Raw genomic sequence first — 18,710 nt, forward strand, 5'->3', positions numbered from 1 at the left:
GGGCGGCGGCCCCGGCGGCACGCCCGGCCCGGGCTGCGGGGCCTCCATGACGGCGGTGCGGCCGCGGGCCGCCTGCTCGACGCGCCAGTCGATGTCGGGCGGCAGGCCGCCGTGCACCTCGGCCGCCAGCGCCAGGAACTGCCCGGCGTCCTGCGGCCGCTGCGCGGGCTCGCGCGCGGTCGCCCGGGTGACCAGCACGTCCAGCTGCTGCGGCAGCCCCGGCACCAGCTCCGACGGCGGCGGCACCGCCTCGTTGACGTGCTTGTAGGCGATCGCCAGCGGGGTGTCGCCCTGGTGCGGCAGCTCCCCGGTGAGCAGCTCGTAGAGCATCACGCCGGCCGCGTACACGTCGGTGCGCACGTCGGCGTCGCCGGACAGCACCTGCTCGGGCGCCAGATAGCCGACGGTGCCGATGATCAGCCCGGTCTTGGTCATCTTGCTGGCGCTCTCGGCCCGGGCCAGCCCGAAGTCGGCCACCTTGACCTGGCCGTCCTCGGTGATCAGCACGTTCTCCGGCTTGACGTCGCGGTGCACCAGGCCGGCCCGGTGCGCGGCGGCCAGCGCGGCCAGCACCGGCTGGAGGATCTCCAGCGCGGCGCGGGGGCCGAGGCGGCCCCGCTCGGTGAGCAGGTCGCGCAGCGTGCGGCCGGGCACGTACTCCATGGCCAGGAACACGTGCTCGCCGTCGGTGCGCTGGTCGAACACCGCGACCACGTTGGGGTGCGACAGCGCGGCGGCCGCCTTGGCCTCGCCGATGAAGCGGGCGACGAACTCCTCGTCGGCCGCCAGGTTGGCGTGCATCACCTTGATGGCGACCACGCGATCGAGCCTCAGGTCGCGGGCGACGTAGACCGTGGCCATGCCGCCGCGCGCGACACGGGACTCAATGCGGTAGCGCCCGTCGAGCACCCGCCCGACGAGGGGGTCGGCAACCGTCGTGTCCATCGCTGCGAGTGTAGGCGGCTTTTCCGGCGCGCATCATCAGTCGGGAGTATGAGGATCGATCCGCCCGTGATCGGCCGCGCAGCGTGACCGCTCCGACGCGGACCGCTCCCGGACGGGCGCCGACGGCGACGGCGCGCCCCCCGGGGGCGTCGCTCAGCGTGAGCGGGCGGCCTCGGCCGCCGGCTCCTCGGCGGCGGGGACGGGGGCGGCAGGGGCGGGGGCGGGGGAGCGGCGGGCGATCCGCGCGCGGACGGCGGCGAACCCGCCGCGCGACACCGCCACTCCGGCCAGGCACAGCACGCCGCCCGCGAGGGTGAGCGGCCCCGGCACCTCGCCCAGCAGCGCCCACGACATCAGCACCACCAGGGCGGGCGCGGCGTAGGTGGTCGCGCCCATCTTCCCCGCCGAGGTGCGGGCCAGCGCGTACGCCCAGGTGGTGAACGCCAGGGCGGTCGGGAAGACCCCCAGGTACACCATGTCCAGCGTCGCCGCCAGGGGAGCGTCGGCCAGTTCTCCGGCCAGCCGCCCGGCGAACGGCAGGCAGGCGACCGTGCCCACCAGGCAGCTGTACGCGGTGACCTGCAGCGGGGAGCCGTGCCGCAGCGTGGGCTTCTGGCTGACCACCCCCACCGCGTAGGTGACGGCCGCCAGCAGGCACAGCGCCACGCCCAGCGTCGCCGACCCGCCGTCCGGGCCGCCGTCCGACAGCGACAGCCCCACCACGACGGCGCCGGAGAACGACACCGCGATCCCGGCCAGCAGGCGCCCCGGCAGCCCCTCCTTGAGCAGCCAGCCGCCCAGCAGCGCGACCAGGATCGGGCCGACGTTGACCACCATCGCGGCGGTGCCCGCGTCCACCTCCTGCTCGCCCCAGTTCAGGACGACGTTGTAGACGCCGAACCACAGCAGCCCCGACACCAGGATCCCGGGCCAGGCGGCGCGCGGCGGCAGGCCCTCCCGCCGCACCAGGCACAGCAGCAGGAGCGTGGCCGAACCCGCCGTCAGGCGGCCCAGCGCCAGCGCGCCCGGGGAGAACTCGCGGCCCGCGCTGCGGATCGCCACGAACGCCGACGCCCACAGCACGACCGTGACCGTCGCGGCGGCCACGGCACGCCGGTCCACCGGCGGCCGGGCCGCCGCCTCTCGCTGCCGTTCCATGCGCTGCACCTTAGGAAGCGGACGTTTCCACGAACCCTGAACAATTCCCGCCGCCGGGGCGCGGGCAGGGAGAACGCGGATCAGTCTGCGTCCGCTGACCTTTCAGGTCCAGCGAGTATTTCTACAGGGAAGCGTTCAGCGTTCCTTCACGGTCAGGTGCCGGTGCTGAGGCCCTCCCAGGGGGACGACGCCTGCGCGTAGCGGCGCTTGGGGATGCGCCCCGCCAGCCGCGCCAGCCGTCCGGCCCGCACGGCGTGCCGCATGGCGGCGGCCATCGCGGCGGGATGCTGCGCGCGGGTGACGGCGGTCGCCAGCAGCACCGCGTCGCAGCCCAGCTCCATGGCCAGCGCGGCGTCGCTGGCGGTGCCCAGGCCCGCGTCCAGCACCACCGGCACGTTCGCCTGCTCGACGATCAGCTCGATGTTGTGCGGGTTGCGGATGCCCAGCCCCGAGCCGATCGGCGAGCCCAGCGGCATCACCGCGGCGCACCCGACCTGCTCCAGGCGGCGCGCCAGCACCGGGTCGTCGTTGGTGTAGGGCAGCACCACGAACCCGTCGTCCACCAGCTGCTCGGCCGCGTCCACCAGCTCGATCGGGTCGGGCAGCAGGGTGCGCTCGTCGGCGATCACCTCCAGCTTGACCCAGTTGGTGTGCAGCGCCTCGCGGGCCAGCTTGGCGGTCAGCACGGCCTCGCCCGCGGTGAAGCAGCCCGCCGTGTTGGGCAGCACCCGGACGCCGCACTCGCGCAGCACGTCCAGCACCGACCCGCGCGCCTGCGGGTCCACGCGGCGCATGGCGACGGTGGTCAGCTCGGTCCCGGACGCGGTCAGCGCCTCGCGCAGCACATGCATGCTGGGCGCGCCGCCGGTGCCCATGATCAGCCGGGAGCCGAACTCCTCGCCCGCGATGACGAGGCGGTCCGCCTCGGGGACCGCGTCGCCCTCGGGGGCCCGGCCCGCCGCGGCCGCGCCGGCCGGAGTCGTGTGGGCCGTCTGCTCTCGCACCGTCAACCTCCCTGCACGGCGGTCAGCACCTCGAGCCGATCCGCCTCCCGTAGCGTCGTGGCGTCCCAGTCGGAGCGCCGTACCACCTCGTCGTTGAGCGCCGCCGCCACGCCGGAGACGGCGGGGGCGACGGACGCCACCAGCTCCGCCACGCTGGTGCCCTCGGGCACCTCGCGCGCCTGCCCGTTGACGATGACCTTCATGCCGTGACCTCGAAGCGATCGGGGGTGAAGGGGCGGGCCTCCTCGGGCACCGTCCCGTCCAGCAGCGTCTCGGCGAGGGCGTCCGCGCTGACCGGCGTCAGCAGGATGCCGTTGCGGAAGTGCCCGGTGCCCAGCACCAGCCCCGGCAGCGGCGACGGGCCGAGCACCGGCGCGTTGTCCGGTGACCCGGGCCGCAGCCCCGCCGTGACCTCGGCGAATTCCAGCTCGGTGATGCCGGGCACCAGCTCGCGCGCGTCGCGCAGCAGCTCCCACAGGCCCCCGGCGGTGACGCGGGTGTCGAAGCCCATCTCCTCCTGGGTGGCGCCGACCACGACCTCCCCGTCGGCGCGCGGCACCAGGTAGATCGACGAGCCCTTCACCAGCCCGCGCGTGCAGCGCCGCAGGAACGGCACGCGGGTGCGCAGCCGCAGCACCTGGCCCTTCACCGGACGCACCGGTGGAACGGTCCCGGGCGGCAGGCCGCCGATGTCCGACGACCACGGCCCGGCCGCCAGCAGCACCCGGTCGGCGGGCAGCCGCGTCCCGTCGTCCAGCCGCACGCCGACCGCGGCGTCGCGTTCGACCAGCACGGCCTCGGCGCGCCGCCGGACCGGCCGCACGCCCAGCTTCTCGGCGGCGGCCAGCAGCGCGGCGGCCAGCCTGCGCGGGTCGATCGAGCCGTCCCCGGGCACCAGCAGCCCGCCGCGCACGCCCGGCGCCAGCATCGGCTCCTGCCTGCGGCACTCCCGCCCGGTCAGGTGCTCGGGGGCCAGGCCCAGCGACTCCTGGAAGCGGCGCAGGTCGTCCAGGTAGGCCAGGTCGTCGGAGTCGAAGGCGACCTGCAGGACGCCGTCGGTGCGCAGTCCGGTGCCGACCCCGGTCAGCTCCTCCAGCTCGGCGACGAACGCCGGGTAGCGGGCCAGGGACGCAAGGCCCAGCCGCAGCAGCGGCTCCTCGCCGTAGGTCAGCTCGCTGACGGGGGTCAGCATCCCGGCGGCGACGTTCGACGCCCCGCTCGCCGGAGCGGGATCGACCAGGGTGACCGACGCGCCGCGCGCGGCCGCCCGCCAGGCCGTGGCCAGCCCGACGACCCCGGCCCCGATGATCACGATCTCCACGTGTTGTGCACTCCCTTCGCCGGCATGATCCGGATCAGGTCCTGGCGGTCGGCGGCCCGTACAGCCGCCCTCTCAGCCCGGTCGTACCGGACTCCCGCGGTTTCTCGCATGTACCACCCTACGTCCCATTAGTCCGTTCCAGTGCCGGGCCTCCCGTGCCGGGCGGCCCTCCGAGGCCGCCGTCCGAGACCGCCGTCCGAGACCGCCGTCCGAGGCCGCCGCAACCGGGCGGACTAAGGTGTGCCTTCATGAACAGGGTGATCGTGGTCGGCGGCGGCCTGGCGGGCGTGCGGGCGGTGGAGGCCCTGCGGCGCAGGGAGTACGAGGGCGAGGTGGTCCTCGTCTCGGCCGAGCGGCACCGGCCCTACGACCGGCCGCCGCTGTCGAAGGCGGTGCTGGCGGGCGACGCCGACGACACCACCGTCGACATCGACTGGGACGGGCTGCGCTGCGAGATGCTGCTCGGCGAGCGCGCCACCGCGCTGCGCCCCGGCGACCCCCGCGGCGGCACCGTCGCCACCACCGCCGGCGAGCTGGAGTTCGACGGGCTCGTCATCGCCACCGGCGCCACCCCCGTCACCCTGCCCGGCCACGGCGCCCAGCGCGTGCTGCGCACCATCGACGACGCCCGCGACCTGCGCGCGCGGCTGACGCCCGGAGTCCGCCTCGTCATCGTCGGCGCGGGCTGGATCGGCGCCGAGGTCGCCACCACCGCCGCCAAGAAGGGCTGCTCGGTGACGGTCGTGGAGGCCGCCGACGCCCCCCTGTCCGGCGCCCTCGGCCCCGAGGTCGGGGCGCTGACGGCCCGCTGGTACGACGAGGCGGGCGTGGAGCTGCGCACCGGCGTCAAGGTCGCCGCCGTCGAGCCCGGGGCGCTGCTGCTGGCCGACGGCGACCGCATCGCCGCCGACGAGATCGTGGTGGGCGTCGGCGTCCGCCCCGAACTCGGCTGGCTGGACGGCTCCGGCGTGGAGACCGACGGCGGCGTGGCGACCGACGCCGCGCTCCGCGTCACCGTCGCGGGCGCCCCGCGGTCCGACATCGTGGCGGTGGGCGACTGCGCCGCCTGGTGGTCGAACAGGTACGGGCGGCGCCTGCTCGTCGAGCACTGGGACACCGCCCTCAACGCCCCCGCCGTCGCGGCCGCCACCCTGCTCGGGGAGGACGCCGTCTACGACCCCGTGCCGTACTTCTGGTCCGAGCAGTTCGGCCGCATGGTGCAGTACGCGGGCCACCACTCGGGGTCCGAGCGCGTGCTGCACCGGGGCGACCCCGACGGCTCCAAGTGGTCGGTGTGCTGGCTCACCGGCGACCGCCTGGACGCCATCCTCACCGTCGACCGCCCCCGCGACCTGGCGCAGGCGCGCCGCGTGCTGACCGCGGGCACGCCGGTCGACCCGGACCTGCTCGCCGACCCCGAGCGCCCCGTCCGCGAGACGGTGAAAACCTGAACGGCGCCCGCGACGGCGCCTTAGGGCCGAAGGTCCTTCCCCGGGACGCGGGGGGTTTGAGAGCTGCAGGGGCGTGGTAGGCAGGGGGCGTGACGCAGATTCACGCAACCGTTGAGCGCGATCTCGATCCCCACACCGACGCCCTGGCGGGAGAGTGGCTCACCCTCAAGGAGGCGGCCGCGCGGCTGGGGGTCAAGCACAGCAGGATCAAGCAGCTGCTCGCCGAGCGCAAACTGCTGGCCATCCGCCGCGAAGGCCAGCTCATGGTCCCCGCCGCGTTCCTGCGGAACGGCCAGGTGATCAAGGGACTGTCCGGCACGCTGACGGTGCTGTCGGACGCGGGCTTCAGCGACGTCGAGACCCTGCGGTGGCTGTTCACCGCCGACGACACCCTCCCGGGCACCCCGGTCCAGGCCCTCAGCGAGAACCGCGGCACCGAGGTGCGGCGCCGCGCCCAGGCCCTGGCCTTCTAGCATCCGAGCCCCGGCGCCCGGAGCCTGGCCTTCGGATCGCGGGGCCGCCCGGGAAGCCGGGCCGAAGAACGCACGTGACACGATTGCGGGGTCGCGCGCGACGGTTCCGTCCGGCCGCCGCACGGCCGGTGCGCACCGGCGCGCGACCCCGCGATCCGCATCCGGCCCCCGTCGCCGGGTACCGATTCCACGACCCGCGCCACGCGCGGACAGGCCGAGAGCGCACACGCGCACAGCAGTGAAAGGAACGTCCCCCACCGTGTCCAGGCACCTGCCCTCCGACCGCGCCGTCGCTCTGCGCGCCCGGCTCAACCGGGCCCGCCTCTACCTCTGCACGGACGCCAGGGAGCGGCAGGGCGACCTGCCGGAGTTCCTCGACGCCGTGCTGGCCGGCGGCGTCGACATCGTCCAGCTCCGCCAGAAGGGCCTGGAGGCGCGGCAGGAGCTGGAGTACCTGCGGGTGTTCCGGGCGGCCTGCGAGCGGCACGGTGCGCTGCTGGCCGTCAACGACCGCGCCGACATCGCCCACGCCGCGCACGCCGACGTCCTGCACCTGGGCCAGGACGACCTGCCGGTGCCGGCCGCCCGCGCCATCGTCGGCCAGGACATGCTCATCGGCCGGTCCACGCACTCCGACGAGCAGGCGTCGGCGGCCGCCGCCGAACCGGGCGTCGACTACTTCTGCGCCGGTCCGGTGTGGCCCACCCCCACCAAGCCGGGACGGCCCGCCCCCGGGCCCAAGCTGCTGGAGTACGTCGCCGCGCAGCGCGAGGTCCGCCCCTGGTTCGCCATCGGCGGCATCGACGCGGGCAACCTCGACCAGGTGCTGGCCGCCGGGGCCACCCGCGTGGTCGTCGTCCGCGCCATCACCGAGGCGGCCGACCCGGGCGCCGCGGCCGCCGAGCTGGCCCGCCGCCTGGCCGCCCACGCCGCCGAACCGGCCTGACCGCCCGCCCGACCGCCGGACCGGCCACCCGGCCGATCACCCGGCCGTCGCCGGGCCTTCCCCGAGCGGTCGCCGCGTGATCGCCGACCCGGCCGCGGGCACGCCCCGGCATGTCCCACAATGGACCCATGAGCATGGGACCCGACGACGAGCGTGTGGTCGAGCTGGTCGAGGACGAGCTGGAGATCCTCCCCGACCAGACCACCGACGACACCGACACCGGATGGGGCGACTGGCGCGGCGACGACGACTCCCGGCTCCTGGACGACCGTCCGCCGCACTGGTGATCCGGCCCTGACCCCGCGCGTACCGGCCGCGCGGCCCGCCGCCGCGGGCGGCGCCGCGCGGCCCGGCGGGCGGCTCACCACAGCAGGCCGAGCACGAACCCGACCGCCATCACCACGGCCAGCGCCACCATCATCCGCCAGCGGTAGGCCGGGATGCGCCTGGGCCGCGGCTTGGGGGCGGGCGCACGTCCCTCCCGCAGCGCGCGCACCAGCTGCCGCGCCGTGGGCCGGGCGGCCGGGTTCTTGTCCAGGCAGCGCAGCGCCAGGTCGCGCAGCGGGCCGTCCATGCCGCCCAGGTCGGGGCGGCGCGAGGTCACCCGCCGCATCACCGCCGCGCTCGGCCCGGTGCCGAACGGCGGGCGTCCCGTGGCGGCGAACACCATCGCGGCACCCCAGGCGAACACGTCGGCGGGCGGGCCGACCGGCTCGTCCTCGATCTGCTCGGGCGCCAGGTAGGCGGGCGCGCCCACCGGGCCCGCGGCTGTCCCGGCGGCCTCCGCCAGCCGGGCCGCGCCGAAGCCGACGACCTTGGCGCCGTCCGGGCCGAGCACCACCTCGCTCGGCGTGAAGCCGCGGTGCACGGCGCCCGCCCGGTGGACGGCGGCCAGCCCGGCGGCGGTGCGCAGCGCCACCGCGCGCAGCCGCTCGTCCGGCAGCGGCCCCTCCTCCTCGACGACCCGCTGCAGCGTGGGGCCCTCGACGTACTCGCTGACGATGTACGGGCGGTCGCCGGCGACGCCGGCGTCCAGCACCCGGGCGATGTGCCGGCCCGTGACCTCCAGCGCCGCCTCCGCCTCCGCGCGGAAGCGGCCGAGCGCCCGCCGGCCGCCCGCCGCGCCGCCCCGCCGCAGCCGCACCGCGACCGGCTCGCCCTCCGGCGACCGGGCCAGGTAGACGACGCCCCGGCCGCCCTCGCCGAGCCGGGCCAGCAGCCGGTAGCCGCCGATGCGGCGGGGGTCGTCCGGGGCCAGCGGGCCGCGCACGCGCCGGTCGCGGCGCGGCCGCGGGTCGCGTCGCGCACGCCGCTCGGGCGGTGAGGGACGGGGCGTGGGGGGCACGTCGGGCTCCGGCTCGGGAGGCGAGGGTTGAGGAATGCCTCTTTTGTACCGTGCCGCCCCGGTCCCCGCGTCCCGAACCTTCGATCTGCGAACTCGCCGCGGGCGGCGCCGCCCGCGGCGGGCGCGCCGGACGGGGCAAGCGCCGGACGGGGCCGGGCGGGTCAGGCCCGGCGTGCGGTGGCGGCGACGGCCAGCTCCTCCAGCGCGCCGACGGCCTCGGCGGCCAGCGGGGCGTCCGCCAGCGCGGCGGCGGCCTCGGCCGCGTACCGGTCGATCATCTCCTCGCAGGCGGCCAGCCCGCCGGTCTCCTCGATGATCGTCCGCAGCCGGTCCACGCCCCCGGCGTCCAGCTCGGGGTCGCCGAGATGCCGCTCCAGGAACTCGGCCTGCTCGGGCCCGGCGCGTTCGGCGGTCAGCGCGACCAGCACCGTCCGCTTGCCCTCGCGCAGGTCGTCGCCCGCGGGCTTGCCCGTCTCGGCCGGGTCGCCGAACACCCCGAGCACGTCGTCGCGCAGCTGGAAGGCGATGCCGAGCGGGCGCCCGTACGCGCTGAGCGTCTCGATCACCTCGGGCGGCGCCCCGGCCAGCGCGGCGCCGAGGTGCAGCGGGCGCTCGATGGTGTACTTGGCGCTCTTGTACTCCACCACGCGCAGCGCCGTCTCGACGGTGCCGCCGCGGCGCGCGCCCTCCAGCACGTCCAGGTACTGGCCGCACATCACCTCGGTACGCATCAGGTCGTAGACGGCGCGCCCCCGGGCCAGCCGGTCCGGGTCCAGTGCGCTGGACTCGTACATCTCGCCCGACCAGGCCAGGCACAGGTCCCCCAGCAGGATCGCCGCGCCCAGCCCGAACGGCTCGGGGGCGCCCAGCAGGCCGTCGCGCCGGTGCAGCTCCTCGAAGCGGCGGTGCGCCGACGGCTGGCCGCGGCGGGTGTCGCTGGAGTCCATCACGTCGTCGTGGACGAGGGCGCTGGCCTGCAGCAGCTCCAGGGACGCGGCGGCGGTCACGATGCCCGGCGCCTCGCCGCCGCCCGCGCTGCGCCAGCCCCAGTAGCAGAACTGCGGACGCAGCCGCTTGCCGCCGGCCAGCAGCGCGTCCAGCGCGTCCAGGAGGGGGACCAGATCCGGGCTGATCGCCAGCAGGTCCGGCCGCCGGCGGTCGACGAAGGCCAGCAGCGCCTCGTCGACCTCCTTGCGGATGCGGCGCGTCGTCATTTTCCTGATCGTTCCGTTCGCTGGTTGATCACCTACGGCCGAAGTGAGTATTTCGCACCATGTCCGTAATTTCATCCTCGGACAGGGGGAAATCTGCGCGTGCACCGGGGCGGTCCCGGGGCGTGTCCCGCGACCTGGGGATCGGCCGGCGGGGCGCCCCCCACTAGGCTTGGAGGATGCGATCCGTACGTCCCGACCGCGCCCCGACGATCCGAGAGCTGCTGGCCGACGGCCGCAAGACGTTCTCCTTCGAGTTCTTCCCCCCCAAGACCGAGCAGGGGGTGCGGAACCTGTGGCGCACGATCCGCGAGCTGGAGGCGCTCCGCCCGTCGTTCGTGTCGGTGACGTACGGCGCGGGCGGCGGCACCCGCGACAAGACCGTCGACATCGTCGAGCGCATCGCCACCGACACCACCCTCACCCCGGTGGCGCACTGCACCGCCGTCGCCCACTCGCGCGCCGAGCTGCGCCACCTGATCGGCCGGTTCGCCGCCGCGGGGGTGCGCAACATCCTGGCCCTGCGCGGCGACCCGCCCGGCGACCCGATGGGCGAGTGGGTCAGGCACCCCGAGGGCGTCGAGTACGCCGCCGAGCTGGTCGGCCTGATCCGCGCGTCCGGCGACTTCTGCGTGGGCGTGGCCGCCTTCCCCTACAAGCACCCGCGCTCGCCCGACATCGACAGCGACACCCGGCACTTCGTGGCCAAGTGCCGCGCCGGCGCCGACTACGCGATCACCCAGATGTTCTTCCGCGCCGAGGACTACTTCCGGCTGCGCGACCGGGTGGCGGCGGCCGGCTGCGACGTGCCGATCATCCCGGGCATCATGCCGGTCACCCGGCTCAGCACCATCGAGCGCTCCGAGCAGCTGTCGGGCGCCCCGTTCCCGCCCGAGGTGCGCGAGCGGTTCGACGCGGTCGCCGGCGACGCCGAGGCGGTGCGGCGGCTGGGCATCGAGCACGCCGCCGAGCTGTGCCGCGAGCTGCTCGACCAGGACGCGCCCGGCATCCACTTCATCACCTTCAACAAGTCCACGGCGACCCGCGAGGTGTACGCGCTGCTGGAGGAGTCCGGCCACGCCGGCGACGGCGCCGTCCGCCCCGCCCGCGCCACCGCCTGATCCGCGCCACCGCCTGATCCGCGGCCCGGGGTCAGCGCTTGGCGGCGAGCGGCAGCATGCCGCCCATGACCGCGTAGCGGGGGCCGCCGCCGGGGAACTCGAAGTCGGTGAGCAGGTCGATCATGCCCACCGAGCGGTACAGGTTGCGGGCGGGGGAGTCCGGCGGGCTGTCCAGCGTGGACAGCACCGCCGTGCGCTCCGAACGGCCCTCGCACAGCGCGTTCAGCAGCGCCCGGCCCAGGCCCTGGCCCTGGTGGTCGGGGTGCACGTGCAGCTCGGCGACCTCGAACGCGTCGTCCATCCAGGCGGCGGCGTGCTCGGGGCCGCCCTTCTCCACCAGCGCCCGGTACACCACGTCGTGCCACCACTGCCCGGCGCCGCCGTGGAAGCCGTAGACGAACCCGCGCACCGGCCCGCTCAGCCCCGGCAGCGCCCCGCGCCGCTCGGCCACGAACGCCCGGAACCCCGGGTAGGAGGCGTGCCGCTGCATGATCGTGTGCCGTCCCGGCAGCTGGTCGCGGGGCGGCCGCATCGCCGCCGCGTACACCTCCACGATGGGGTTCAGGCGGCGCAGGAAGGCGCGATGGTCGATCTCGCGCAGCTTCGGCTCCCTCACGTGGTAGAGCCTAGACCCGCCCGTGACGCCGCCTGTGTCCGGCCGGGGGCGAGCGGTACGTCCCGCCCCGGGCGCGGGCGCCGCGGCCGCACGGCGCCCGGGTGTTCAGGCCGGGATGGTGCGCTGGGTGGCGTTGAGGCGGTCGTAGATGTCCCACAGGATGCGGTCGGCGGCCTTCTGCAGGCTGGCGCGGTTCTGGTCGAGCTGCCCGCCCCACTGCCGCGCCTCCGGGCCCAGCCAGGCGTCCGTGCCGTTCAGCGTCTTGACGGGCGCGTCCAGGGCGTTGCGCAGCCTGCCGATGCTGCCGTAGGCGTCGGCGTACGCCTGGTAGAGCTGCCGGTAGGCGGGGTTGGGGCGCTCGGTGGGCGGCAGCTTGGCCGCCGCGGACGCGTCCAGCGGCGGAGGCAGGCTCCCGGGGGGCGGCGGAGCGGCCATGGCGACCTCTCAGGTCTCGTCGCGTCTCGGCTGTGTCGTCAGGTCTGTGTCGTCAGGTCTGTGTCGTCAGGTCTGTGTCGTCAGGTCTGCGTCGTCAGGTCTGCGTCGTCAGGTCTGCGTCGTCAGGTCTCGGACGGGGAGGCGGCGGACGTCGGGGCGTACACGCCCTGCCGGGCCAGCGCCTCGCGGGCCTTCTCGCTCAGGTCCGCGCCGGTGAGCACCCGCACCGCGACGGAGCGGACGTCCCGGCTCTCGGCCTCCTCCAGGAGCGTGCGCATCCACTTGGCGTCCATCGTGAGGTGATGGCTGGCCGTCCCCAGCGACTCCTGGAGGAAGCCCAGGCGCGTCTCGGCGCCGCCGGCCGCCTGGATCAGGGCGGCGATCCCGGCCGGGCCGAGCAGCTCGTAGAGCTTCTCGGTGTAGTCGGGGTCGTCGGCGTTGGCCTTCAGGTGCTGCCACACCGACTTGGGGATGGGCAGCTCCTCCTTGAGCGCGGCGGACACGGCCAGCGCGTCGGCGCGCGCGGCCTTGGCGGCGGCCTCCCGGGTGGGGAAGTTGCCGATGTCGCCCGCGCCGTTCGGCGTCGTGCCGCGGGGCGGCCTGGCGGGCGCGGGCTTGACGGAGCGCGGCGGCGTCCCGCCGCCCTTGGACGGCTGCCCGCCCTTGCCGGCCCCGGCCCGCCGCGCGGGGACGCCCCGCGCCGCACCCGTGCCCGCGCCGGCGGACTTGCCCGGCGTCGGGGCCGGGGCGGACGGCGCCTGGACGCCCCGGCCCCGGTCGGGATGGGTGACCGCGTAGTTGTAGCGGCGCGTCAGCATGCCGAGCTGGTCGGCCGTCCACTGCGCCACCTGGTCGGCCTGCCGGTACCCGGCGGCCGACACCCCCGGCGGGGGGCGGTGGCTGTTGAGCCAGCCCCGGATCGCCGTGGCCGCCTCCTGCATCTGCCTGAGCAGCTGGTTGAGCGCGGGCGGATCGATGCCGCGGAAGTCGGGGTTTCGCGCGGCCGGCCCGGTGCGCATCTGCGCGGTCATCCGCCCTCCCGAACGTCGTTGGTCCGGTTCCCCAGAATCACATCGGCATCACTCGCTGTCGAGTACCCGCCGCACCGAGTCGGGGTCGCGGGCCACGACCGCGCGGCCGTCGCCGGTCAGCACGATGGGCCGCTGGATCAGCACCGGGTTGGCGACCATCACCTCGATCCAGCGCGCGCGGTCGCGCTCCATGTTCTTCAAATCCAGCTCCTTGGCGACGGGCTCGTTCAGCCGCGCCACCTCCCACGGCTCGGCGCCGATGCGGGTGAGCACCGCGTCGAGCTCCTCGGCCGTCGGCGGATCGTCCAGGTAGCGGCGCTCGGTGTAGGCGATGCCCGCCTCGTCCAGCGCGGCCTTGGCGGCCCTGCTCTTGGAGCAGCGCGGGTTGTGCCAGATCTCGGTCGTCATTCGTCCGCTCCCTGTTCGTCCACTCCGACGTCGGCGGGGTCGCCCCCGGTGATGCGCACCAGTTCACCGTAGGAGGTCGGGAAGACGGTGTGCGGATGCCCGCCCGCCGCCCAGACCACCTCGTGCCTGTCCAGCCAGACATCCACGAGCGTACGGATCGGGGCCGGGTGCCCCAGCGGAGCGACACCCCCGATCGGCTGCCCCGTCGCCTGCCGGACGAACTCCGGCGTGGCCCGCCTGACCTTGCGCGCCCCCACCAGTGCGGCCACCTTGCCGGTGTCGACGCGGTGGGCGCCGCTGGTCAGCACCAGCAGCGGGGCGCCGTCGGCGTCGAAGACGAGGCTGTTGGCGATCGCGCCCACCTCGCAGCCCAGCTGGTCGGCCGCGGCCTGGGCGGTGGGGGCGGGCTCGGGCAGCTCGATGACCTCGCCGGTCGCGCCCCGCTCCCGCAGGGCTTTAGCCACCCTTTCGGCGTTTGCATGCATGAGAGCACTTTAGAGTGTCGAAAACTGTACCAAGGGTGCATTTGCCCAGGAAGGGAGGTACGAGGATGCGTGCACGGATAGCGGTCGTACTGGCCGGTGCGGTGGCCGTGACCGGCTTCACGGCCCCGGCGGCGACGGCCGCCCAGGACGCCGCCGCCTCCACCGTCGAGCGGGCGGCGGCCCCCGCCCAGCGCCCGACGCTGAAGCTCGGGTCCAAGGGCGCCGCCGTACGGCAGCTGCAGAACCGCCTCAAGCAGCTCCACTACGACCCGGGGACCGCCGACGGCCGCTTCGGGACGTCCACCCAGATGGCGGTGTGGGCCTTCCAGAAGGTCAACCGCCTCGCGGTCAACGGCACCGTCGACGCCGCCGTGTGGAAGGCGCTGGACGCTCCCCGGCAGCCCCAGCCGCTGACCCGGCGGCGCGAGTCCGACCGGGTCGACGTCGACCTGACGCACCAGTACCTCGTCGTCTACAAGGGCGGCAAGCTGCGGCTGATCTCGCACGTCTCGTCGGGGTCCGGCAAGCGCTACTGCACCACCGACCCCAAGACCAAGAAGGAGCGCTGCCGCCGCGCCGTCACGCCCACCGGCGACTACCGCACGCTGCGCCGCATCGACGGCTGGCGCCACGCGCCGCTGGGCCGGCTCTACAACCCGATCTACTTCAACGGCGGCATCGCCTTCCACGGCGCGCCGAGCGTGCCCGACTTCCCGGCCTCGCACGGCTGCGTCCGGCTGCCCATGCACATCGCCGAGTACTTCCCGAAGATCGTCGATCTCGGGGTGGCCGTCCACGTGCGCCGCCCGGCCTAGCCGCGGACTGTCGGACCCGTCTGCTCCACTGGTGGTGACCAGGGCGATCGCCGCCGTGTTCGAACACGTTGACGAATCGTCATGGGGACGGTTTACTGTGACTGCGTCGAACTTATGTTCGACGTGGTACGGGTTGCGCGACCGTGCCAGGGCTACGGGGCGCGGTCCCCTGCGCGCCGGTCTCGCGGCCGGCCGCGCCGGGGCCCGCGGTGTTCACCGGGGGAGGCCCCCGGAGCCCCCGCCCGTCCCCGCCGGTTGAGCGCGCGAGCCGGCGGGACGGACGGCCGGGCGGAGCGAGGGGAAGCGCTCCGCCCGGCCGGCCAGGCCGGCCCGAGCCGGAAGGAGACAGGCCATGTCCGTCACGAAGACCGCGCGGGGCGTCCACTCCGCCGTGCACTCTTCCGCCCAGTTCGGCGACCTGCCCCGCCCACGTCCACGCCCGGTTCCCGCCGCGCGCCCCGCCCACACGGCCGCCGGGCAGCTGCAGGCCGCCCGCATGGGCCTGGCCGAAGCGGCCGAGGCCACCTCGCCCGCCGTGCGCTACGTGTGCGCCCACCTGGCCGCCCTGCGCGCCGCCGCCGCGGTGCTGGCCGCCAAGGAGCCCGTCGAGACCCACCGCCGCGGCCGCCCGCGCAGCGTGTGGGTGCTGCTCCCCGAGGCCGAGCCCGCCCTGCGCGAGTGGGCCGCCTTCTTCGCCGCCGGCGCCGACAAGCGCGCCGCCGCCGAAGCGGGCCTGCCCCGCGCGGTGACCGCGCGCGAGGCCGACGAGCTGCTGCACGACGCCGAGGTGTTCGTCTCCCTGGTGGAGGAGACCCTGGGCGTCCCCAGCCAGCCCACCCTGCCCGTCCGCGACTCCCGCGCCAGTTGACCCGCCCCGCGCAAGCAAACCCCGCCCACTCCGGAAAACGCCCGGGCCGGGGCGGGCCCTAACACCGTCCACCGCCCACGGCGGCCTTCACCGCGCCCCCGCCTCTCCGGCGCCGGCCGAAGAGGCCCGACCTCCACCGAGACCGCTCATCCCGCTGCGCCCGGCTCCGCCGCGGGCACGGAGCCTCCACCGGGCGCCGCCGGCAACCCCCTCAAGGCGGCCATCCTCCCCCTGGTCTGGCCGCCCCACCCGCCGGGGCCGCCGTTCCCCTCCCTCAAGCCGACGGCGGCCCCGGCCCCTCCCCGAACACCCGGCGCACCCCGCCGACCCAACGGCCCCACCCGGACGCGCCTGCGTCCCGGCCGACGGTCAGCCCCTCCGGCACGGCGGCACGCAGCCCGATGGCGACCGGCAGCGCGACTTCGCCCTGCAGGGGACGCGCCCGGTGTCCGGCCTTCCCTTGAAGACTTCGGGCGGTCGGCGCAGGCGGGCCGGGCGGCGTGCGACGGTGGCGGCGCGCAGGGGGCGTTCGGCGCGGGTGAGCCCGGTGGCGGCGAGGCCGGGGGAGGGGCGGCTAACGCAGGAAAGCCGCTGTGTCGGCCGGGCGGACATGGCGGGTGGCGGCAGTCGGTCGATCGGGACGCTGTCAGGAGTGCGGCAGGGGGCTGCGGGGGTGAATCGTCGGCGGGGTGTGGTGGTTTGAGGGTTGAGCTTGTGGTTTGTCTGGCATGAGATTGTTGGGGGGTTTGAGAGGGAGGGGTATTGGCGGGGCGGGGTGGGCGCGGGCTGGTGCCGTTACTGGCCTTTCTCGGGGTGATGGCGTACTCGCTGTCGATGGCGGTGGTGTCGCCCGCGCTGCCGCTCATCCAGGAGGGGCTGGGCACCTCCGCGGCGGGGGCGGCGTGGGCGCTCACGGCGATGACCCTGTCGGCGGCCGTCGCCACGCCGCTGGCGGGCGGGCTCGGCGACCTGTTCGGGCCGCGGCGGGTGCTGCTCGGCGTGCTGGCGGTGGCGACGGCGGGCATGGTGGTGGCGGCCTCGGCGGCGTCGCTGCCCGTGATGCTGGTCGGGCGGGCGCTGGCCGGAGTCGGCGGGGGCGTGTTCCCGCTGGCGTACACGATCATCCGGGAGACGGTGCCGCCCGCGCGGACCTCCGCGGCCGTCGGGCTGATGTCGTCCATGCTGGGGGTCGGCGGCGCGGTGTCGTGGTGCGTGGCCGGGCCGGTCATCGACCATCTGGGCTGGCGCTGGCTGCTGTGGCTGCCGGTGTGCGGGCTGGTGCCGGGCTGGTTCGCCGCGTGGTGGATCGTTCCCGAGGGGCGGCGGCGCCCCGCGGGGCGGATCGACTGGTGGGGCGCGGTGCTGCTGGCGGCCTGGCTGGCGGCGGGGCTGGCCGCGCCGACCCTGGGCGCGCACCTGCTCGCCGTCGCGGCGGTGCTGGCGGGCGTGTGGCTGGCGGTGGAGGCGCGGGCGGACGAGCCGCTGGTCGACCTGCGGCTGATGCGGCTGCGGGGCGTGTGGACGGCCAACGCCGCCTCGCTGCTGTCGGGGTTCGCGCTGATGGGCGGCGGGGTGCTGTTCCCGCTGCTGGTGCAGCTGCCCGCGAGCACCGGGTTCGGGTTCGGGGGCAGCGCCACGCAGGCGGCCATGCTGCAGCTTCCGTCGGCGGTGGGGATGTCGGCGGCGGGGGTCGCCGCGGGCGTGCTGGACAGACGCGTCGGGGCGCGCAGGGTGCTGCTGGCCGGAGGGGTGCTGGCGGGTGCCGGGCTGGGGTTCGTCAGCGTGGCGCACGACGCCATGTGGCAGCTGTACGCGGGCGGCACCGTGCGGGGGGTGGGGCTGGGGCTGGCCTACGCGGCCGTGGCCAATCTCGTCGTCGCGGCGGTGCCCGCGACGCACACGGGGGTGGCCACCGGGGTGAACACGCTGCTGCGCACCGTGGGGGCGTCGCTGGGGACGCAGGTCAGCGCCGTGATCGTCACGGCTTCGGTGCCGGATGGGGGAGGGTTCCCCGCCGAGTGGGGCTTCGTGCTCGGCTTCACCGTCAGCGCGGTCGCCATGGCCGGCGTGCTCGCCGCCGCGGCGGCGGCGCCGTGCAGGCGATGACGGGCCGGTGATGAACGGGCCGGTGTGACGCGGCCGGGTGGTGCCGTCCCGGGCCTGGCGCGCGAGGCGAGGGGACCGTCCCGCAGACCAGGCCCCGGACGCCGGGTCGGGGGCTCCCGGTCAGGTGGTCAGAACGCCTCCACGGCGCGCCGGGCCTCCGGGTCGAGAACGCCCCAGCCGATCAGTTCCTCGGTCAGTTCGGACGGCGACTTGTCGTAGATCACCGCCAGCGACCGCAGGTCCTCCTGCCGGATGGACAGGACCTTTCCGTTGTAGTCGCCCCGCTGGCTCTGGATCGTCGCGGCGTAGCGGGCGAGGGGACCGGCCTTGTCCTTCGGAAGCTGCTGCAGACGCTCGAGATCGATCACGAGCTTCGGAGTGGGACCGAGCGGGCTCGGCGCGGCTCCGCCGGGCAGCAACTCGGAAACCGGCACGCCGTAGAAATCGGCGAGCTCGGCCAGCTTCTGAACGGTGACGGCGCGGTCGCCCCGCTCGTACGAACCCACGACGACGGCCTTCCAGCGGCCGCGGGACTTCTCCTCCACACCGTGCAGGGACAGACCCTGCTGGGTGCGGATGGCGCGTAGGCGCGCCCCAAGAGCCTTAGCGTATTCAGACGGCATGTGCGGTCCCCCAGGCTCACTTTCGTCGTCGTTGTCGGGCCCCCGGGACGTGTTCCTTCGCGCCCGGGGGGAAGCCCGGACCCGGAGGCTGCACCGCCCCAAGGGTCCGTCTCCAGCGATGGTTACGGACAGTGACGGTAAAACGGGGACGGCCCTAGGTCAAGCTGATTGGAAAAAAGCGGTCGAATCCGCAGGTCTCGATCCGGACCGTCCGGATCGGGCCGGCCCGTCGCGCGCACCGGTCACCTCCGGCGCCCGATCCCTTCATTCCCCGAATGTGACCGCTCTCACCAGGCAAGACGCCCGGTATCCCCGGTACGGGACGGAGCGGGCGGACTGCTACGGTGA

The 18,710-nt window shown here is 75.3% G+C and carries 21 protein-coding genes; 8 read left to right on the forward strand and 13 right to left on the reverse strand.

The window, feature by feature from the left end; translation table 11 throughout:
* The 5 genes from ABD879_RS23105 to thiO all read right to left on the reverse strand — a co-directional run.
* Positions 1-945 (reverse strand): protein kinase domain-containing protein (locus ABD879_RS23105; RefSeq protein WP_345023653.1); only part of this gene is annotated, 945 nt, incomplete at its 3' end.
* 153 nt (positions 946-1,098) lie between these two features.
* Positions 1,099-2,103, reverse strand: a complete 1,005-nt coding sequence (locus ABD879_RS23110) for a DMT family transporter (RefSeq protein WP_345023654.1) — start codon at positions 2,101-2,103, stop codon at positions 1,099-1,101.
* 152 nt (positions 2,104-2,255) lie between these two features.
* Positions 2,256-3,011: a thiazole synthase gene (locus tag ABD879_RS23115; protein WP_345023679.1), complete on the reverse strand. Its 756-nt coding sequence runs from the start codon at positions 3,009-3,011 to the stop codon at positions 2,256-2,258.
* Positions 3,012-3,109: 98 nt separating this feature from the next.
* The gene (gene thiS / locus ABD879_RS23120) at positions 3,110-3,310 is read right to left on the reverse strand and encodes a sulfur carrier protein ThiS (RefSeq protein ID WP_285492499.1); all 201 of its coding nucleotides are present in this window, start codon (positions 3,308-3,310) and stop codon (positions 3,110-3,112) included.
* The gene (thiO, locus tag ABD879_RS23125) at positions 3,307-4,428 is read right to left on the reverse strand and encodes a glycine oxidase ThiO (RefSeq protein ID WP_345023655.1); all 1,122 of its coding nucleotides are present in this window, start codon (positions 4,426-4,428) and stop codon (positions 3,307-3,309) included. The genes thiS and thiO overlap by 4 nt, the downstream gene beginning before the upstream one ends.
* A gap of 248 nt (positions 4,429-4,676) precedes the next feature.
* Here thiO and ABD879_RS23130 point away from each other — a divergent pair, with 248 nt between their 5' ends.
* The 4 genes from ABD879_RS23130 to ABD879_RS23145 all read left to right on the forward strand — a co-directional run bounded on the left by ABD879_RS23130 (position 4,677) and on the right by ABD879_RS23145 (position 7,585).
* Positions 4,677-5,879, forward strand: a complete 1,203-nt coding sequence (locus tag ABD879_RS23130; protein WP_345023656.1) for an NAD(P)/FAD-dependent oxidoreductase — start codon at positions 4,677-4,679, stop codon at positions 5,877-5,879.
* Positions 5,880-5,968: 89 nt separating this feature from the next.
* Positions 5,969-6,352 carry an Rv2175c family DNA-binding protein gene (locus ABD879_RS23135; protein ID WP_345023657.1) on the forward strand — a complete coding sequence of 128 codons (384 nt, stop codon included), beginning with the start codon at positions 5,969-5,971 and terminating at the stop codon, positions 6,350-6,352.
* Positions 6,353-6,611: 259 nt separating this feature from the next.
* Positions 6,612-7,298: a thiamine phosphate synthase gene (gene thiE / locus ABD879_RS23140; RefSeq protein ID WP_345023658.1), complete on the forward strand. Its 687-nt coding sequence runs from the start codon at positions 6,612-6,614 to the stop codon at positions 7,296-7,298.
* Between the two features lie 128 nt (positions 7,299-7,426).
* Positions 7,427-7,585, forward strand: coding sequence for a hypothetical protein (locus tag ABD879_RS23145; protein WP_285492504.1), 159 nt, complete (start codon positions 7,427-7,429; stop codon positions 7,583-7,585).
* 74 nt (positions 7,586-7,659) lie between these two features.
* On the opposite strand, the gene ABD879_RS23150 is transcribed toward ABD879_RS23145, so the two are convergent.
* The gene (locus ABD879_RS23150) at positions 7,660-8,643 is read right to left on the reverse strand and encodes a serine/threonine-protein kinase (RefSeq protein ID WP_345023659.1); all 984 of its coding nucleotides are present in this window, start codon (positions 8,641-8,643) and stop codon (positions 7,660-7,662) included.
* Between the two features lie 161 nt (positions 8,644-8,804).
* The gene (locus ABD879_RS23155) at positions 8,805-9,857 is read right to left on the reverse strand and encodes a polyprenyl synthetase family protein (protein ID WP_345023660.1); all 1,053 of its coding nucleotides are present in this window, start codon (positions 9,855-9,857) and stop codon (positions 8,805-8,807) included.
* A gap of 176 nt (positions 9,858-10,033) precedes the next feature.
* Between ABD879_RS23155 and metF the strand changes: the two genes are divergently transcribed.
* On the forward strand, positions 10,034-10,975 hold the full coding sequence (gene metF / locus ABD879_RS23160; protein WP_345023661.1) for a methylenetetrahydrofolate reductase [NAD(P)H]: 942 nt from the start codon (positions 10,034-10,036) through the stop codon (positions 10,973-10,975).
* Between the two features lie 31 nt (positions 10,976-11,006).
* On the opposite strand, the gene ABD879_RS23165 is transcribed toward metF, so the two are convergent.
* From ABD879_RS23165 to ABD879_RS23185, 5 genes are all read right to left on the reverse strand, one after another.
* Positions 11,007-11,591, reverse strand: a complete 585-nt coding sequence (locus ABD879_RS23165; RefSeq protein ID WP_345023663.1) for a GNAT family N-acetyltransferase — start codon at positions 11,589-11,591, stop codon at positions 11,007-11,009.
* A gap of 105 nt (positions 11,592-11,696) precedes the next feature.
* Positions 11,697-12,026 (reverse strand): hypothetical protein, encoded by a 330-nt coding sequence (locus ABD879_RS23170; protein WP_345023664.1) that lies wholly within the window; start codon positions 12,024-12,026, stop codon positions 11,697-11,699.
* 122 nt (positions 12,027-12,148) lie between these two features.
* Positions 12,149-13,057 (reverse strand): hypothetical protein, encoded by a 909-nt coding sequence (locus tag ABD879_RS23175; protein ID WP_345023665.1) that lies wholly within the window; start codon positions 13,055-13,057, stop codon positions 12,149-12,151.
* Positions 13,058-13,105: 48 nt separating this feature from the next.
* On the reverse strand, positions 13,106-13,465 hold the full coding sequence (locus tag ABD879_RS23180) for an arsenate reductase family protein (RefSeq protein WP_345023666.1): 360 nt from the start codon (positions 13,463-13,465) through the stop codon (positions 13,106-13,108).
* Positions 13,462-13,950, reverse strand: coding sequence for a YbaK/EbsC family protein (locus ABD879_RS23185; protein WP_345023667.1), 489 nt, complete (start codon positions 13,948-13,950; stop codon positions 13,462-13,464). Before ABD879_RS23185 ends, ABD879_RS23180 begins: the two co-directional genes overlap by 4 nt.
* 65 nt (positions 13,951-14,015) lie before the next feature.
* Here ABD879_RS23185 and ABD879_RS23190 point away from each other — a divergent pair, with 65 nt between their 5' ends.
* The 3 genes from ABD879_RS23190 (at position 14,016) to ABD879_RS23200 (ending at position 17,739) form a co-directional block, all read left to right on the forward strand.
* Positions 14,016-14,765: a L,D-transpeptidase family protein gene (locus ABD879_RS23190; protein ID WP_345023668.1), complete on the forward strand. Its 750-nt coding sequence runs from the start codon at positions 14,016-14,018 to the stop codon at positions 14,763-14,765.
* Between the two features lie 352 nt (positions 14,766-15,117).
* On the forward strand, positions 15,118-15,633 hold the full coding sequence (locus ABD879_RS23195; RefSeq protein WP_345023669.1) for an SAV_6107 family HEPN domain-containing protein: 516 nt from the start codon (positions 15,118-15,120) through the stop codon (positions 15,631-15,633).
* 816 nt (positions 15,634-16,449) lie between these two features.
* On the forward strand, positions 16,450-17,739 hold the full coding sequence (locus ABD879_RS23200) for an MFS transporter (protein ID WP_345023670.1): 1,290 nt from the start codon (positions 16,450-16,452) through the stop codon (positions 17,737-17,739).
* Positions 17,740-17,867: 128 nt separating this feature from the next.
* On the opposite strand, the gene bldD is transcribed toward ABD879_RS23200, so the two are convergent.
* Positions 17,868-18,362, reverse strand: coding sequence for a transcriptional regulator BldD (gene bldD / locus ABD879_RS23205; protein WP_285492517.1), 495 nt, complete (start codon positions 18,360-18,362; stop codon positions 17,868-17,870).
* Positions 18,363-18,710: the final 348 nt, after the last annotated feature.

This window comes from Actinomadura keratinilytica, from assembly GCF_039539665.1.
GTDB lineage: Bacteria > Actinomycetota > Actinomycetes > Streptosporangiales > Streptosporangiaceae > Spirillospora > Spirillospora keratinilytica.

Coding starts and splice junctions, on each gene's coding strand:
- ABD879_RS23195 (WP_345023669.1), top strand. CDS start 15,118: ATGTCCGTCACGAAGACCGCGCGGGGCGTCCACTCCGCCGTGCACTCT.
- ABD879_RS23190 (WP_345023668.1), top strand. CDS start 14,016: ATGCGTGCACGGATAGCGGTCGTACTGGCCGGTGCGGTGGCCGTGACC.
- ABD879_RS23200 (WP_345023670.1), top strand. CDS start 16,450: ATGGCGTACTCGCTGTCGATGGCGGTGGTGTCGCCCGCGCTGCCGCTC.
- ABD879_RS23155 (WP_345023660.1), bottom strand. CDS start 9,857: ATGACGACGCGCCGCATCCGCAAGGAGGTCGACGAGGCGCTGCTGGCC.
- ABD879_RS23145 (WP_285492504.1), top strand. CDS start 7,427: ATGAGCATGGGACCCGACGACGAGCGTGTGGTCGAGCTGGTCGAGGAC.
- bldD (WP_285492517.1), bottom strand. CDS start 18,362: ATGCCGTCTGAATACGCTAAGGCTCTTGGGGCGCGCCTACGCGCCATC.
- ABD879_RS23175 (WP_345023665.1), bottom strand. CDS start 13,057: ATGACCGCGCAGATGCGCACCGGGCCGGCCGCGCGAAACCCCGACTTC.
- ABD879_RS23170 (WP_345023664.1), bottom strand. CDS start 12,026: ATGGCCGCTCCGCCGCCCCCCGGGAGCCTGCCTCCGCCGCTGGACGCG.
- thiS (WP_285492499.1), bottom strand. CDS start 3,310: ATGAAGGTCATCGTCAACGGGCAGGCGCGCGAGGTGCCCGAGGGCACC.
- ABD879_RS23110 (WP_345023654.1), bottom strand. CDS start 2,103: ATGGAACGGCAGCGAGAGGCGGCGGCCCGGCCGCCGGTGGACCGGCGT.
- ABD879_RS23185 (WP_345023667.1), bottom strand. CDS start 13,950: ATGCATGCAAACGCCGAAAGGGTGGCTAAAGCCCTGCGGGAGCGGGGC.
- metF (WP_345023661.1), top strand. CDS start 10,034: ATGCGATCCGTACGTCCCGACCGCGCCCCGACGATCCGAGAGCTGCTG.
- ABD879_RS23180 (WP_345023666.1), bottom strand. CDS start 13,465: ATGACGACCGAGATCTGGCACAACCCGCGCTGCTCCAAGAGCAGGGCC.
- ABD879_RS23130 (WP_345023656.1), top strand. CDS start 4,677: ATGAACAGGGTGATCGTGGTCGGCGGCGGCCTGGCGGGCGTGCGGGCG.